The following is a 16312-nucleotide window of genomic DNA, read 5'->3' on the forward strand; positions in this document are numbered from 1 at the left end:
ATTAACCCTTATATTTATAGGGTATGATTCTTAAATAGAGTATTTGAATTAGCTATTTAGTGTTGTATTAGGGTCAAATCTCATAAACCATGTCCATACCTTTATCTACTTTTCCTTCTTTTAAATAAAAATCAATACGTCCTAGATGGATTCCATAGCAACCTACTTGGTTCACCATGACATTTTTGCCCGCTGCGTTTTTCACAATTTCTGGAGCATCTAGAAAAGTATGCGTGTGGCCACCTATAATCAAATCTATTCCTGATGTGGCTGCTGCCAGCGATAAATCAGAAACCTTATCGCCTCTGTAAGAATATCCCAAATGAGACATGCAAATCACAATATCACAGTGGTCTTCTTCTCTTAATAATCGCGCTTGATCTTTGGCAATTTCAACAGGGTCGTTGTACACTGTTTCTTTGTACATTTTAGGTTCAACTAGTCCCTGAAGCTGAATTCCAACACCAAATAGCCCTATGCGAATGCCATCTTTAACGATCACTTTTCTAGATTTTATATGACCATCCATAAGGGTATTGGAAAAATCATAATTAGAAATCACAAAGTCAAAGGAGGCATTGGGCAATTGTTTGTAAAGTCCTTCTATACTGTTGTCAAAATCATGATTACCTATTGTTGCAGCATCATAACCCATCATAGACATCAATTTAATTTCCAGTTCGCCACCATAAAAATTAAAATAGGGCGTTCCTTGAAAGATGTCACCACAGTCTAGGAGAAGTGTGTTTGGGTTTTCTTTACGTACTTTGTTGACTAAGGCTGCACGTCTTGCCACACCGCCACGGCCATTGTTGCGACCACCAGAAATGGGTTCTATATGGGAATGTGTGTCGTTGGTATGGAGAATGCTTATCTTCTTAGTTCCAGGCTCTAATTCTGGAGCAGTGAAAATTCCGTTTGCTAGGGCATAATTGGACCACAAAGCGGTTCCTGCTACTATTCCTGCGCTGGTATTGCGTATAAATTTTCTTCTTTCCATAATAATTTACCTTAAAAAACTGTTATTGTGCGCTATCAAATCTGTTGTCACTTTCAAATCTTAAAGTGTCCACTTTTTTAAAGTAAGCGATCATTGCATTACGTATTTTAAAATCGATTTTAAACATAGGAGCATCCTTAAAAAAGCTCATGTTATCACCGCCAGTGTAAAGGTAGTCACTTGTTAGAATATGATAAGTCTCCTTGTGACTCCTGGTAACTTGTGGCAGCCCATTCTTTGGAATATGTATTTTAATTCCGTCAAAAGGATGTGCGCGTTTTTTTTCAATGAGATAATTGATAAGTGCGCTCATTTGAGTTTCATTCAGCTCTACGGCTACTATTTCATTATCAAAAGGCATGATTTCATAAGCACTACGCATGGTAACTGGTCCAGCTGGCATTCCTGCTCTAATTCCTCCATGATTAAGCAAGACCATGTCTACTTGGTTTCCAGTACGACTTTTATAAATAGGTGCGCCTTGTTCACGTACTATCGCAGCAAGCATATTCCCTATGGCAGTGTTGTATTTAGTATCGTTTTTGTTCATAGACACTGGATTGTAACTCAATGGTTCGTTCATCTGTACATCTAAAGATTTTTTGAAAGGAGCAATGTACTCTTCTATCTTTGGAACGCTTTTAAGGGTGGAGTCTATCTCCGTTATACTTCCAGCTACTTTTACCAAGTGGTATTCTTTTTTGCCGCAAGAAACGAGTAGGGCAGTTGATAATAGTACCGCTTTCGCGAAAGCGGAATAAGCCAACAAATGTTTCTTGTTTTCTAACGTATTTTTTTTCATAAAGCATTTGCTATTGTACTAGTTTTACACACTAAAATGTTCTTAATTTGATTCAAAATTTGGCGGTACTAGATTCAATCATTTCTCACTAGTTCTTAAAAGGTGAAAAGGGAATACTTGTAAGGGAGTATTCTTTTAAACAGAAATAGTTGATTACCGTAAACGATCTAAACGCCCTATATTAATGCGAACTAGTTACAAAAGTAAAAGTACATGATTTTTGACGTTTTAAAGCAGCAATGGTTGCGCAAAGAGTGTATTAGGCTAGGCAATAGTTCAAGAGACCAACAGAGATATTGGCCTGAATCTCTTGTTGTTGTTTTTAATGCAGATCAGTTTGATGATTTAGAGGTTTTTAAAAAATGGTGCGGTAAGCTTGATATTTCTTCAAATAAAATGACTTTATTGGGCTATACCAAAAATGTCAAAAAAAAGTACCTAGAAGGAGCCACTCTTTTTGATCCTTCTGCGATAAAATGGAAGGGTGGTGTAAAAGATGACCATCTTTCAGAACTGTTGAATTCTAAATACGATTTGCAAATCAATTATTACGAGGTGTCAAGTCAGATTAAAAAATTTATAACAATGAGTCTTAATAGCAGTATTAAAGTTGGTTATGCGACTCATGAAGAAATCACTTACGATCTTGCTGTTAACGTTCCATTAACAAATCAGGAACTATTTATCTCCGAAATTGCCAAGTATCTAAAAATATTTAATCCATAGCATGCAAGAATTAATAGGAACTGGCGTTGCACTTGTAACTCCATTCGATGCTCAAGGAGCAGTAGATCATTTGGCTCTAGCCCGTATTGTTCATTACCAAGTAGAAAACGGGATAGACTATTTAGTAGTACTAGGAACTACAGGAGAGAGTATCACGCTTTCTAAACAGGAAAAAGCAGACGTGATTAAAACTATTAACGACGCTAATAATGGACGCCTTCCCATGGTTTTGGGCTTAGGAGGCAATGATACCGCAGTCGTCGTAAATGAATTAAAAACAATGAACTTGACTGATTTTATTGCTATTCTATCAGTTTCCCCATCTTACAGCAAACCTACACAGGAAGGGATTTACCAGCATTTTAAAATGCTATCTCAAGCGAGTTCTATACCGATCATACTGTACAATGTTCCTGGAAGAACCGGCACTAACATGGAAGTGGAAACTGTTGTTAGACTTTCTGCTTTTGAAAATATAATAGCCATCAAGGAGGCTGCCGGTGATATAGTGCAGGCTATGAAAATGATTCAATATACTCCTAAAGATTTTCTAGTTATTTCTGGAGACGATATGATTGCAAATGCTATGACACTTGCTGGAGGAGCTGGAGTTATTTCGGTAATAGGTCAAGCGATGGCCCAAGATTTTTCGGACATGATACGTTATGCTTTAAATGGTGATGTTGGTGAATCATATCAGCTTCATTATAAAATGGCAGCTGTTGTAGAAATGATATTTGAACAAGGGAATCCAGCGGGCATAAAAACACTGTTGCAACACCTAGAGTTGTGTGGTAATGAGGTGAGATTGCCGCTGGTAAAAGTGGATACTCTTCTCAACAAACGCTTAAAAACTTTTTTAGAGTCTTACTAAATTTAATAACGTATCAGTTTTTAATGATAACGACTACAGCAGTAGGTTACATACAGTAACCAGATGAAGTTGAAATCAAATAATAGTAATCGTTATGGTTATATTTCACGTGAAATTAATGACGAGCTAGAAATATATTCATTTTGTGGACGTTTTTAACAATAAATACTATTTGCACGTTAACCAGTGTGAACGGCCTTTCTCTTTCACTATAAAAAGTTACCTTTGTACGTATATTAAAGTTATTTATGAAAAACCTAGTTGTTGTATTCCTTATCGCCACTATTGTCGTGAGTTGTGGTTCCTATCAGAAAGCCCTTAAGTCTGAAGATAACACGGAGAAAGTGGTCATGATTGACACGCTTTTTGCAAAAGGAAAGTACGGTAAAAGTTTAGCTTTATTTGAGCAAATTATACCAGCCTACCGAGGGACTGACAGTGCCGCTCCTATGGCAATTAAATATGCCAAAGCCTTGTATGAGGATAATAGTTATGTCAACAGTGCCTATCAATACGAGCGTTTTATTCAATCACACCCTCAAAATGAAAATGCAGAACTCGCCTTATTCATGGCCGCAAAAAGTCATTACCAAATGTCTCCTATATTTTCAAAGGATCAAAATGACACGAATATTGCGTTGACAAAATTACAAGAATATATTAATGTATACCCAACAGGTGAATTTTCAATTGAAGCAAATGTTTTAGTTGGTGAATTGCGTGACAAGCTAGATAAAAAGGCATACGAGACTGCTAAACAGTACCATCACTTTGGAAATTTTAGAGGTGGATACATCTCCGCTATAAGTGCTTTTGAAAATTTTATCCTAGATCATCCTGGATCAGATTATCAAGATGATGCCCAGTATTATTTATTAGAATCCCAATATGAATATGGGATAAATAGCTTTTCTGATTTAGTTCCCGAAAGACTGACAAAAGCTAAGGAATATTATGATACCTTTGCAAAACGATATCCTTCTAGTGAATATAGAGAAAATGCCGATGAGATACTCGCTAAAATAGAGGATTATAATTTTAAGAATACAAGCAAATAATAACAATGGATACTAAAAACTTAACTGCCCCTAATACAACCATTACGTACAACCGAGATGCATTAACTGCGCCTACAGGTAATATGTATGAGGCGATTTCTATTATCGCAAAACGTGCTGAGCAAATTAATACAGACGTTAAAGAAGAGCTTATTGAAAAGTTAGAGGAATTTGCTACTTACAATGACTCTCTTGAGGAGATATTTGAAAACAAAGAGCAAATTGAAGTTTCTAAGTTTTATGAGCGCCTTCCTAAGCCAGCTGCAATAGCTATTGAAGAATGGTTGCAGGGTAAGATTTACTTTAGAGATACTGGAGCTACTGAAGAGTAATTCAAGTCATATGAAATCTGTGTTAAGTGGAAGAAAAATAGTGCTAGGTATATCTGGCGGTATTGCTGCTTATAAAGCTACTTATATTGTGCGCCTGCTTGTAAAAGCGGGCGCTGTAGTTAAGGTAATTATGACTCCATCAGCACGAGACTTTGTGACACCGCTCACTTTATCTACGCTTTCTAAAAACCCTGTTCTCTCCCATTTTACAAATGAAGAAGATGAAAATGATTTGTGGAACAATCACGTAGAATTAGGTCTTTGGGCAGATTTATTGCTCATCGCGCCTGCTACAGCAAATACCATGAGTAAAATGGTAAATGGTGCTATAGATAATTTACTTCTTGCCACCTATTGCAGCGCAAAGTGTCCTGTATATTTTGCTCCTGCTATGGATCTAGATATGTACAAGCATCCTTCTACCCAAGCTAATTTTGAAAAGCTAACTTCTTACGGTAATATCATGATTCCAGCGGGAGATGGAGAGTTGGCTAGCGGTCTTTCGGGAAAAGGTCGCCTGGCAGAGCCGCATGAAATCATAGAATTTATAGAGCAAGATATTCAGAGCAAGCTTCCATTGAGCGGTAAGGCTTGTCTCATCACGGCTGGGCCTACCTACGAGGCAATTGATCCAGTGCGTTTTATAGGAAATCACAGCAGTGGAAAAATGGGTGCTTCGATTGCCATAGAACTGGCAAATCAAGGGGCTCAAGTTCAGTTAATTATGGGTCCTAGTGCTGTCTCTACAGAACATCATTTAATTAATCGAGTAGATGTTAAGACCGCACAACAAATGTATGATGCGGTTCATAAAATTGTCCATGAGGTAGATGTTGCTATCTTTAGTGCTGCGGTTTCAGATTATAGACCATTAAATCCGGTAGATCAGAAAATAAAAAAGAAGTCTGAAACGTTAACTATTGAGTTGGTCAAAAATCCTGATATTCTAGCGAGTGTAGGAGTAATGAAAAACAAGCCATTTTTAGTGGGATTTGCTTTAGAGACAGAGAATGAAATGGAACACGCTTTTGGAAAAGCAGAAAAAAAACAAACTGATTTGCTCGTGTTAAACTCTATGCGAGATAAAGGTGCTGGTTTTGGTGTAGAAACCAATAAAATAACTATTATAGATAAGGATAAAAATATTTTTCGTTTTGAAACCAAATTAAAAACGGAAGTAGCAAAAGATATAGTAAATGAAATTATTAAAAGGATTTTGTAGTCTCGTTATTGCCTTAGGCACAGTTTGCTCTTGCTATGCTCAAGAGTTTAATTTTACAGTCCAAGTAAATGCGCAAAATGTAGTGCAGCCTGATCAATCGATTTTTAAAACTTTGGAAACATCTCTACAAGAGTTTTTAAATAATACCAAGTGGACAGATCAAAAGTTCAAAGAGGAAGAAAAAATAAACGCTTCTTTAGTCTTCGTTGTTACTGCTTACGATAATGATCGTTTTAGAGGTAATTTTCAAATTTCAGTATCGAGACCAGTTTTTAATTCTTCCTACACAACCCCTGTTTTTAATTTCAAGGATAATGACATTGCATTTGAATACGTTGAGTATGCTCCTTTCTTTTATAATAGAAATCAATACGAAAATAATTTGATCTCCCTTATTTCTTTTTATACCTACACTGTTTTAGGAATAGATGGCGATACGTTTGAGTTAAGAGGTGGTCAAACTTTTCATGAAGAGGCTCAAAATATAGTTAATTTAGCTCAAGGATCTCAAGGTGTCGAAGGATGGAAGGCAAGTGACGGATTGATTTCTAGATTTAGACTTAACGATGACATGCTTTCTGAAACTTATAAAGAGTATAGAGAAGTCATGTATTCGTATCACTTAAAAGGCCTAGACACGTTTTCAAAGGACTCAAAAGCGGGAAAGATCCTTCTTAAAAAGCATATTCAGAAATTTAATGAGCTTCATGATAGAAGGCCTAACAGCCTGTTGCAACGCACCTTTTTTGACGCAAAAGCAGACGAAATCATGAGTGTTTATTCCTCAGGTCCAGCTGTAGATATAAGACAGTTAAAGGAAACTTTGCAAAAAATAGCCCCTAACCAGTCATCAAAATGGCGCAATATTAAAGTATAGTATCTTTTTTACCTCCTAGTTTTTACCTAGATTTATATTTTGTAATATAGTACCCTTATTGTTGCTTAACCCAGTTTATAAAAATTGCTTAAACATATTCAAATAGAAAATTTTGCGTTGATTGATTCTTTAGAATTAGATCTTCAAAATGGCCTCACCATGATTACTGGAGAGACTGGAGCTGGTAAATCTATATTATTAGGTGCTCTGGGTTTGATACTTGGGAAGCGAGCAGATTTAAGCGCCATAAGAGATACCTCTCGAAAATGTGTCGTAGAAGCCCAATTCCAAATTTCTAATTTAAGTTTGATGGAGTTATTTCAAGAACTTGATCTCGATTATGAAGATTTGAGTTTTCTGAGACGAGAGATTTTACCTTCTGGAAAAAGTAGGGCCTTTATAAACGACACACCAGTGACACTTGCTGTAATGGATAACCTAGGCAAGCGCTTGGTAGATATTCATTCGCAACATCAAACTTTACAACTTTCAAAAGATATATTTCAAGCAGATGTTTTGAACGCTTTTATTATAGAAGCGACAAAAAATGAAGCAAAACCCGCTTCTCAGTCTTTACAGAGCTATAGAACTGAGTTGATTGTTCATAAAAATACTCAAAAAGAGCTCAAAAATTTAAGAAGTCAAGAAGCTCAGTTATCTAAAGAATTGGATTACAACACTTTTTTATTACAAGAGCTGGAAGAAGCTGCTTTAGATCAATTAGATCAACGAGTACTAGAAGAAGAAAATGAACAACTAAGTAATGTAGAAAGTATCACTGATGTATTTACAGAATTCAACGCGGTTCTCTCTGAGGATGATTTAGGCATCTTAGATCAATTAAGGCAATTGCAAAACAAACTTCAAAGTATCAGTAGTTATTCATCAAGCTATTGTGTTATTAAGGAAAGGCTATCATCGGTTTTACTTGAGTTAGAAGATGTCTATCAAGAATCTTCTAACGAGGTGGATAAGATAGAAGCAGATCCAGAACGATTGCATAAAATAAATACTTCTCTAAGTCTTTTAGAAAATTTATACAGAAAGCATCAGGTAGAAGATGTGCCATCATTGATTCAATTAAGGGATGAACTGGCAGATAAAGTTTTTGTTTCTATGGGTCTTGATAATAAAATCAAAAAACAAGAGAAGCTGCTTCAGGAGGTAGAAAATAATTTAAATAAATTAGGGAAGGAACTTACTGGTTTTAAAGACAAACATAAAATAGCGCTTGAAGCTGAGGTACTTCGTATAGTACAAGATTTAGGAATGCCCGATGCTCAATTTATTATAGAAGTTTCTCCACTAGGTGCTTATGGAGATTATGGTGTCGATCACACACAATTTACGTTTACTGCAAATAAAGGCTCGCAACTATTAGCATTGGATAAGGCCGCTTCTGGTGGAGAGCTTTCTAGATTAATGTTAGCGATCAAGTCCATACTTTCTAGGTGTAAAAAATTACCGACTATTATATTTGATGAGATTGATACTGGGGTAAGTGGAGCAATTGCTACTCAAATGGCCCAGATCATGACCTCTATGAGTAAAGAAATGCAAGTAATGGCAATTACACATTTACCGCAAATTGCTGCTTCCGGTAATGACCACCTTATTGTAAAGAAAGTAACTGATGATCGCATGACCTACAGCACTATAGAGCGTCTTGATAAACAGGCACGTCTTGAAGAAATTGCACAGATGTTAAGCGGTGGAACTATTTCCAGCGCTGCAAGAGAAAATGCACGTGCCCTACTCAATTAGTTTTATATCTTTGCGGTCTAATCAAGAACTATGGCTTACAATTTATTAAAAGGAAAACGCGGAATCATATTTGGTGCGTTAGATGAGAATTCTATCGCTTGGAAAACAGCACAATTAGCTCATGAAGAAGGAGCGACTTTTGTACTTACCAATGCGCCTGTAGCAATGCGTATGGGGCAAATCAGTGAACTGGCTAAGCAAACAGGCAGTGAAATCATTCCCGCAGATGCTACTAACGTTGAAGATCTTGAAAATTTAGTTCATAAATCAGTAGAGATTTTAGGCGGTAAGCTAGATTTCGTTCTTCACTCTATAGGAATGAGTGTGAACGTACGTAAAGGAAGGCACTATACAGACCAAAATTATAAGTATACGGAAAAAGGTTGGGACGTAAGTGCTGTTTCTTTTCATAAAGTCATGCAAACGCTTCATAAAAATGATGCAATGAATGCATGGGGAAGTATTGTGGCGCTTACATATATGGCGGCGCAGCGCACTTTTCCAGACTATAACGATATGGCAGATAACAAGGCGTATCTAGAGTCCATTGCTCGTAGTTTTGGATATTTCTTTGGAAAAGATAAAAAGGTTAGAGTGAATACTATTTCTCAATCACCTACACCTACAACTGCAGGAAGCGGAGTAAAAGGATTTGATGGATTCTTAAGTTATGCTGAAAAAATGAGTCCATTAGGAAACGCCACGGCGCAAGATTGTGCAGAATACACGATAACCCTATTTTCAGACTACACAAAAAAAGTGACTATGCAAAATCTCTTTCATGACGGTGGTTTCTCTAATACTGGGGTAAGTCAAGAAGTTATCGAGAAATTTTAATCACCTTTATTTAATTAATTTTAAAAAGCTGTATCCTTCGATGCAGCTTTTTTTGTTTTCAGCTTTCGCGAAAGTGGTAAATGTTAAAATGTCAACATGTACACAAATTTAATGTTTTAAAAGAATGTTAATTAGTATAATAACCATATCTTGACATTTCAATTTTTTAATCCAAAATGAAATGAAAATAAAATTACTATGTCTCGTAACGTTTCTAATCGCATCGATCTCTTCAGCTCAATGTGATTATACGTTAGAGCTTACCGATAACTTCGGTAGTGAATGGGATTCAGGAGCCAACTTGACAGCAAATGCTGGTGTAGACATTACGTTAAATGGAACGACAACAACTTATTTAGTTGTGAATCCATCGGCAATTCCTAATACGCCCGTTGTAGAAAATTATACGATATCTGTAAACGACGGGGATGCCTTAGATATTGACTATCGTGCCACCTTTTTTCCTGGTGATGCAGGGTTTAGGTTTCTAGATTCTGAAGGGATTGAAGTGTATGCTTCTCCATTCAGTCAAGGTTCTATGATGGATATATATGTAGATACAGCTACTTGTCCTACCTGTTTTGCCGTAACGCAGCTCACAACAAATACGGTCACTGCAACCAGTGCAGATATTGGATGGACAGCAACAGGAACAGAAATTGCTTGGGAAGTAGAATATGGTCCAGTAGGTTTTACACCTGGTGCAGGAACCACTGATAACGCAATTTCAAATCCTTGGAATATAGATGGTTTAATGTCTAGTACGGCATACGACGTATATGTACGTGCAGATTGCGGTATGGGTGATATAAGCAGCAATCAAGGTCCTATTTCGTTTACTACGACAGAGTCGTGTCCATCTCCATCCAACTTTGATTCAATAGCTGAGTCAGCTTTTGAAATTCAATTCACCTGGGATGCAAACGGAAATTCAAGTATCAATAATCAAGTCAATTATGATGTGTCTCCATTTGTACAAAGCCCAGGAACTGGTCAGTTTGCAAATGGAAATTTCGGAAACTTTGCGTTGATAGATAACTTAATGTCTGCAACTACTTACGATTTTTATGTAAGATATGATTGTGGAATGGGAGATTTTAGTCTTTGGCAAGGTCCGTATACCGCTACTACAGAAATTTCTTGTCCTGAAGTAACGGGAATTCAAGCTGATGTGATCACAGATAATTCTCTTGATGTCTCATGGACTGCCGGTGGAGCAGAGACAGCATGGGAAGTAGAATACGCTCCAGCTGGAATTATTACAGCTCCATTCTCAACTCTTCCGCAGGGAACTAGAATTAATGGTTTATCGACGCCATCAACACCTATAACAGGTCTAACCGATGCAACAGTCTATGATGTTTTTGTAAGAGCTTTTTGTGATCCTATGTTGCCAGATTATAGCGCACCAACTCAACTTACGGTAACAACTTTATGTTTGGAATTTACTCCTACTTCTAGCGCTCCTTATTTACAGGATTTTGAATCTTTTCCAGCGTCTTTAGGATTTACAGAAGAGTTGTGTTGGACCGGCGCCGCAGTTGATAGTTATGACTGGAATCTAGATGATAATGGTGGAACACCATCTACAGGAACCGGCCCTAATGCAGCCTTTTCAGGAACAAATTACTTCTATACAGAAGCTAGTGGAGCTACTGCGGGCACTAGTATCGCTACACTAACAGGTCCTCAATTTAATCTTTCAGGTTTAACAAATCCATCGGTACAATTCTATTACCACATGTTTGGAGGTCAAATAGGTGATTTAATTTTAGAAGTTGACGATTTCTCCGGTTCAGGATGGACAGGGGTGAGTACCATTTCTGGTGCACAACAGACTGCTCAAGTAGATGACTGGCTATTACAAATTGTAAGCTTAGATGCTTATGCTGGTCAAACGGTGCGAATAAGGTTCAGAGCTATCTCAGGAGGAAGTTATGAAGGAGATATTGCTTTAGATGATTTCTCCGTTGGTGAGTTACCGGCATGTCCCGATCCGAGTCTATTAGCCGTTGATGCTACATCAGACTCAACAGCTGATTTAAGTTGGTCAGAGAATGGACTTGCCACTTCTTGGGAAGTGGAGGTACAGCCTACTGGAGTTCTTCAAGGTACTCTAGGAGCTGCTTATGAAAACCTTACATCTACTAACCCAGAAACGGCAACAGGTTTAACGCCACAAACTACTTATGACTATTATGTTCGCTCGAATTGTGGAGTTGATGGCTTTAGTTCCTGGGCAGGGCCTTTTACTTTCACAACACAATGTGATGCTGCTGTTGCCCCATATTTAGAAGATTTTGAGAATGGTTTCACTCCTATAACTACAAATTTTCCTGGAATAGGAGACGCATTTGATAGAGAAAACTGTTATTCTGCAACTAATAGCAGCTATTTCTGGGCCATAGCTAGTGGGGCTTTTACAGGGACTGCAGGTACGGGGCCAGATCCATCAATTACTACTGGTAATTATTTTTATGCAGAAGGAAATGGAACTGACGGTGCAGTGGCTGATTTGAATACGCCGCTTTTTGACTCCAATGCTTTAACCGTTCCTTCTGTTAGTTTTGATTACCACATGGTAGGAGCTAATATTGGTTCTTTAGAAATTATAGTAAGAGTTGCCGGGATAGATAACGTAGTAGGTACTTTAACTGGTGCTCAACAGGGAGCCGTTACAGACCCTTATATAAATATGAACATTCCTTTAACCGCTTACGCGGGTCAGACATTTCAGATTGTTTTTAGAGCGACTCGTGGAAATGGTACTGCATCAGACATTGCTGTGGATAATATAGTTATCGATGAAGCACCTTCTTGTGCCGCGCCTAGAAGTTTAACAGCTTCAAGTGTTACTGATGTCTCTGCTATATTAGGCTGGACTAATGGTAATACCGAGACCTTGTGGGATATAGAATTAGTCCTCGCTGGATCTACTCCTACGGGAACACCAACTCAAGCTGCTGTGACAACTAATCCTTATGATGCGTTAAATCTATCAAGCGGTACAAATTATGAATTCTATTTGAGAGCGGTGTGTGCTGTAGGAGATGAAAGTCTTTGGACTGGTCCTATTGTTTTTACAACACTTCCTTCCTGTGGAGATACTATCTATGATACGGGTGGTGCAAATGGGCAATATACTAATGGTGAGTCCTATACAATAACTTATCTTCCTCAAAATGCGGGAGATGTTGTTACTTTGAATTTTACCGCTGTTGATCTCGAAAGTTGTTGCGATACCTTGCAAATTTTTGATGGTTTAGATAACACAGCAACTGCTTTTTCAACAGATTTAGAAGCTCCAGATCTTTTTAGAGCTACTAACGCTGCTGGCGCTATAACTCTTACCTTCAGTTCTGATGGATCTGTAACTAGAGATGGATGGATTGCTCAATACATTTGTGCAGCACCGCCAACTTGCTTAGAGGTAACTAGTTTGGCAGCAACTAATTCAACTATAGATGGTGCAGAATTATCATGGGTCACTGGAGGTAGTGGGGAGAGTGCTTGGGATATTGAAATTGTTATTGCAGGAACTACTCCTACAGGAACACCGACAAATACGGCGACATCTAATCCATATGCAGTCACAGGTCTAGCTAGTAGTACTGCTTATGACTTTTATGTAAGAGCTAATTGTGGAGGAGGATTAGGTACTTCACTTTATACTGGTCCATTTCAATTCGATACGTTATGTGATGATTTAATAGCTCCCTTTACAGAGTCTTTTAACGTCTTGAATTCAGATCCAACTTGCTGGACTCAGTCAGCTACCACTGGTGGACCTTGGTCTACAAACGGTGGAGGTGGTTTTAACACGGTAGAATGTTCTACAGCAGCTTCAGATCGTACTGGAAATTCTGGTTCTTTTGCATGGTTAGACTTTTCTGGAACAGATACAGCGGTCATATTGGAAACACCTCAAATTGATGTTTCAGCATTAACAGTTCCTTATGTAGAGTTATACCACTGGATGTGTACTACTGGATATGCACCAGGAAATGAATTGTATATTGAGGCTATCGATGGTGCTGGAATATGGCAACAAGTTGCGCTTATTAACACTGGAGACGCTTTATGGTCTAAATATGGATATGATTTATCTTCATTTGTATATAATACTAGTTTTGTACAGTTGAGATTTAGAGCTGAAAGTGGTGGTTCCGGAGATGATTACTGGGGAGATATGGCTATTGACGATTTATCAGTTATAGAAGCTCCTTCTTGTCTATCTCCAAGCTTCCTTGAAGTAGATGTAGTAACTTCATCGGCAGCTAGCTTTTCCTGGACAGAGAATAATGGAACTCCTGCTACAGAATGGACTATAGAATATGCAGAAACTGGAGTAATTACAGTTCCTGGTACTTCACAAGGTACTGTTGTTGATCCAGCAACAAATCCTCAAGCTATTACTGGACTTACACCAGATACAGTATATCAATACTATGTCAGAGCAAACTGTTCTATTTCTGATCAAAGTGTGTACGAAGGACCATTTACATTTTCAACGAGATGTGTTCCCTTAACGGCTGTATACACTACTGACTTTGAGTCTGATCCCTTAGATGGTTTGAACAATTGCGACGGCAGTATTATAAACGGAGGTAATGGCGCTCTAGTAGAAGTGGAAGACTTGATTTCTAATACTGGAACCCAACACTTATATTTATATGCAGGCTCTACTGTTGGTGCAGATGTAATATATATATTACCTGAATTTTCAGATCTTTCTTCAGATAAACGAGTGCGATTTAGTGTGTATGATCGTGACAATGGCGGTTTAGAAGTAGGTACAATGACTGATCCAACGGACGCCTCAACTTTCAATGCGGTTGCTACGTTTACAGATTCTGATCTAGCTGATGATGTTTATGAGGAAAAAATTGTTTATTTCAGCTCGCTTACCTCTACAGCAGGTTTTATAGCTTTTAAATTTAATCCTGCAGGAACTTTTGATGCATTGTACCTAGATGACATTACTTATGAACTATCACCATCTTGTCAAGAGCCAACGCAGTTGACTTTTGCATCGGTAGGTTCTTCGGCTTTTGATTTTGCTTGGACTAACAATTCTATAGCTACAGAATATTTAGTAGAATATAGAGAGACTGGAACTACCGCTTTTACTGTGGTTGCACCTAATCCTACAAGTACTATCGTGACTATCTCTGGTCTTTTGAGCTCAACAGAATATGAAGTATGTGTTACTGCGATATGCGACAGCGCAACTAATGTGGTATCTACTCAATCCTGTTCAAGTGTTACCACGTCACAAGATTATTGTGGAGGTGATTTGTTTCTTGACTCTGGAGGAGCTACTGGACAGTATGCTAGTAATGAAAATATCACCTATAACATATGTCCAGATAACGCTGGTGATACAGTTTATGTAAACTTTACTATGAATCAAATGGAAGGTTTTGGTGCATTTTGTTATGATGGGCTTACCATTTATGATGGTCCTGATACTACCTTTCCAACGATCAATACACCAGCTGGTGGTACTGAGTGGTGTTGGGATGGTACTAGTGGTACTGGTGATTTGACATTAGAAACTCTAATCGGTTCTACCGCATCTGGTTGTTTAACTTTCGTATGGTCGTCAGATGGTTCAATTACGAGAGATGGTTGGTCTGCTAATGTGACTTGTGCACCGCCACCTTCTTGTCCTGCTCCAACAGCACTTACCGCTTCTCAAATAGCTGAAACTTCTTCTGTTTTAGCTTGGATGGAGACTGGAACAGCTAGTTTATGGCAAGTGGAAGTGCAGCCTATTGGAATCGATCAGGGCACCACTGCTAGTATAATTTTTGAAGATATGATTGCTACAAATCCGGTAACGGCAACTGGTTTATCAGCATCAACTAGCTATGATTATTTCGTTAGATCTGATTGTGGCAGTGGAAACTTCTCTGCATGGGTAGGGCCTTTTACATTTACCACTTCATGTGCCGTAGTGACAGGTTTTCCATATACAACTGACTTTACCAATAATGTTCCAAATCAATGTTGGGATGAAGCAGGTTCTGGAGAGATCGCAGACGGACCTCTTACCAGAGGAGCTTCTGACTGGAAAGCAAATAGATCTTATGAAAATGTTTCTGGAACAGCGGTTCCTTCTAATGTCATTAACTTATGGCAAAGTGTAGATAGAGAGTGGTTGATTTCTGAGGTATATGATATGACAGGAACAAGTAACGACTTACTTACGGTTGAAGTTGCCGTTACTGATTATCTTTTTACAGGTGCCTCTACAGCAGCAGACACAGCAGTTATGGGTTCTGATGATCAAGTAGATCTTTTGATAACTACAGATAGTGGTGTTACTTGGACATCCTTAACAACATGGAATGCTGCAAATCAGCCTGCAACTGTAGGGACTAGTTTTTCAATAGACTTATCATCATATTCTGGAGTAGTGCAATTTGCTTTCTTAGCTAGCGATGGTACTGTAGATGATACAGAAGATTACGATTTTCATGTAGGGTTGTTTGTAATTGATGGTACTGCTGGAAGTAATGATATGGATTCTTTTGAATTCAATTACTATCCTAATCCTACCAATAGCCTTGTGAACTTTAACGGTCAGCAAGTTATTGATGGAATAACAGTAAGAAATCTGTTGGGACAGCAACTATTAGTTGCTAAGCCTAATGCGACTTCCACGAGTATAGATTTATCTAGTTTCCCATCTGGACTGTATCTTATTGAGGTCGCTTCAGGAGAACAGAGCAGAGTAGTTAAAGTACTGCGCAACTAGAAAAATAGGTAATTAATAAAAAGGCCATTCTTTAGAGAATGGCCTTTTTTTATTGTC

At 38.0% G+C, this 16312-nt stretch carries 11 protein-coding genes; 9 read left to right on the forward strand and 2 right to left on the reverse strand.

Going from position 1 to position 16312, the window contains the following annotated elements; translation table 11 throughout:
• Positions 1-73: 73 nt before the first annotated feature.
• Together ACJAT0_RS01080 and ACJAT0_RS01085 are read right to left on the reverse strand one after the other, a co-directional pair.
• Complete coding sequence (locus ACJAT0_RS01080; protein ID WP_374003686.1) at positions 74-1000, reverse strand: bifunctional metallophosphatase/5'-nucleotidase; 927 nt, start codon at positions 998-1000, stop codon at positions 74-76.
• A gap of 22 nt (positions 1001-1022) precedes the next feature.
• Positions 1023-1802: a 5'-nucleotidase C-terminal domain-containing protein gene (locus ACJAT0_RS01085; protein WP_415180160.1), complete on the reverse strand. Its 780-nt coding sequence runs from the start codon at positions 1800-1802 to the stop codon at positions 1023-1025.
• Between the two features lie 213 nt (positions 1803-2015).
• Here ACJAT0_RS01085 and ACJAT0_RS01090 point away from each other — a divergent pair, with 213 nt between their 5' ends.
• From ACJAT0_RS01090 to ACJAT0_RS01130, 9 genes are all read left to right on the forward strand, one after another.
• Positions 2016-2528: a DUF6913 domain-containing protein gene (locus ACJAT0_RS01090; RefSeq protein WP_415180161.1), complete on the forward strand. Its 513-nt coding sequence runs from the start codon at positions 2016-2018 to the stop codon at positions 2526-2528.
• 1 nt (position 2529) lies between these two features.
• Positions 2530-3402: a 4-hydroxy-tetrahydrodipicolinate synthase gene (gene dapA, locus ACJAT0_RS01095; RefSeq protein WP_415180162.1), complete on the forward strand. Its 873-nt coding sequence runs from the start codon at positions 2530-2532 to the stop codon at positions 3400-3402.
• A 248-nt stretch (positions 3403-3650) separates the two neighbouring features.
• On the forward strand, positions 3651-4460 hold the full coding sequence (locus ACJAT0_RS01100) for an outer membrane protein assembly factor BamD (protein ID WP_415180163.1): 810 nt from the start codon (positions 3651-3653) through the stop codon (positions 4458-4460).
• 5 nt (positions 4461-4465) lie between these two features.
• Positions 4466-4792: a DNA-directed RNA polymerase subunit omega gene (locus ACJAT0_RS01105; RefSeq protein WP_374003691.1), complete on the forward strand. Its 327-nt coding sequence runs from the start codon at positions 4466-4468 to the stop codon at positions 4790-4792.
• A gap of 10 nt (positions 4793-4802) precedes the next feature.
• On the forward strand, positions 4803-6014 hold the full coding sequence (gene coaBC / locus ACJAT0_RS01110; protein ID WP_415180164.1) for a bifunctional phosphopantothenoylcysteine decarboxylase/phosphopantothenate--cysteine ligase CoaBC: 1212 nt from the start codon (positions 4803-4805) through the stop codon (positions 6012-6014).
• Positions 5989-6891 carry a DUF4835 family protein gene (locus ACJAT0_RS01115; RefSeq protein WP_374003693.1) on the forward strand — a complete coding sequence of 301 codons (903 nt, stop codon included), beginning with the start codon at positions 5989-5991 and terminating at the stop codon, positions 6889-6891. The genes coaBC and ACJAT0_RS01115 overlap by 26 nt, the downstream gene beginning before the upstream one ends.
• A gap of 84 nt (positions 6892-6975) precedes the next feature.
• Positions 6976-8655, forward strand: coding sequence for a DNA repair protein RecN (recN, locus tag ACJAT0_RS01120; RefSeq protein WP_415180165.1), 1680 nt, complete (start codon positions 6976-6978; stop codon positions 8653-8655).
• A 30-nt stretch (positions 8656-8685) separates the two neighbouring features.
• Entirely contained in the window at positions 8686-9492 is an 807-nt protein-coding gene (locus ACJAT0_RS01125; RefSeq protein WP_415180166.1) for an enoyl-ACP reductase, read from the forward strand.
• A gap of 181 nt (positions 9493-9673) precedes the next feature.
• Positions 9674-16255, forward strand: a complete 6582-nt coding sequence (locus tag ACJAT0_RS01130) for a fibronectin type III domain-containing protein (RefSeq protein ID WP_415180167.1) — start codon at positions 9674-9676, stop codon at positions 16253-16255.
• Positions 16256-16312 lie beyond the last annotated feature (57 nt).

Source organism: Nonlabens sp., from assembly GCF_047636915.1.
Taxonomy (GTDB): Bacteria; Bacteroidota; Bacteroidia; order Flavobacteriales; family Flavobacteriaceae; genus Nonlabens.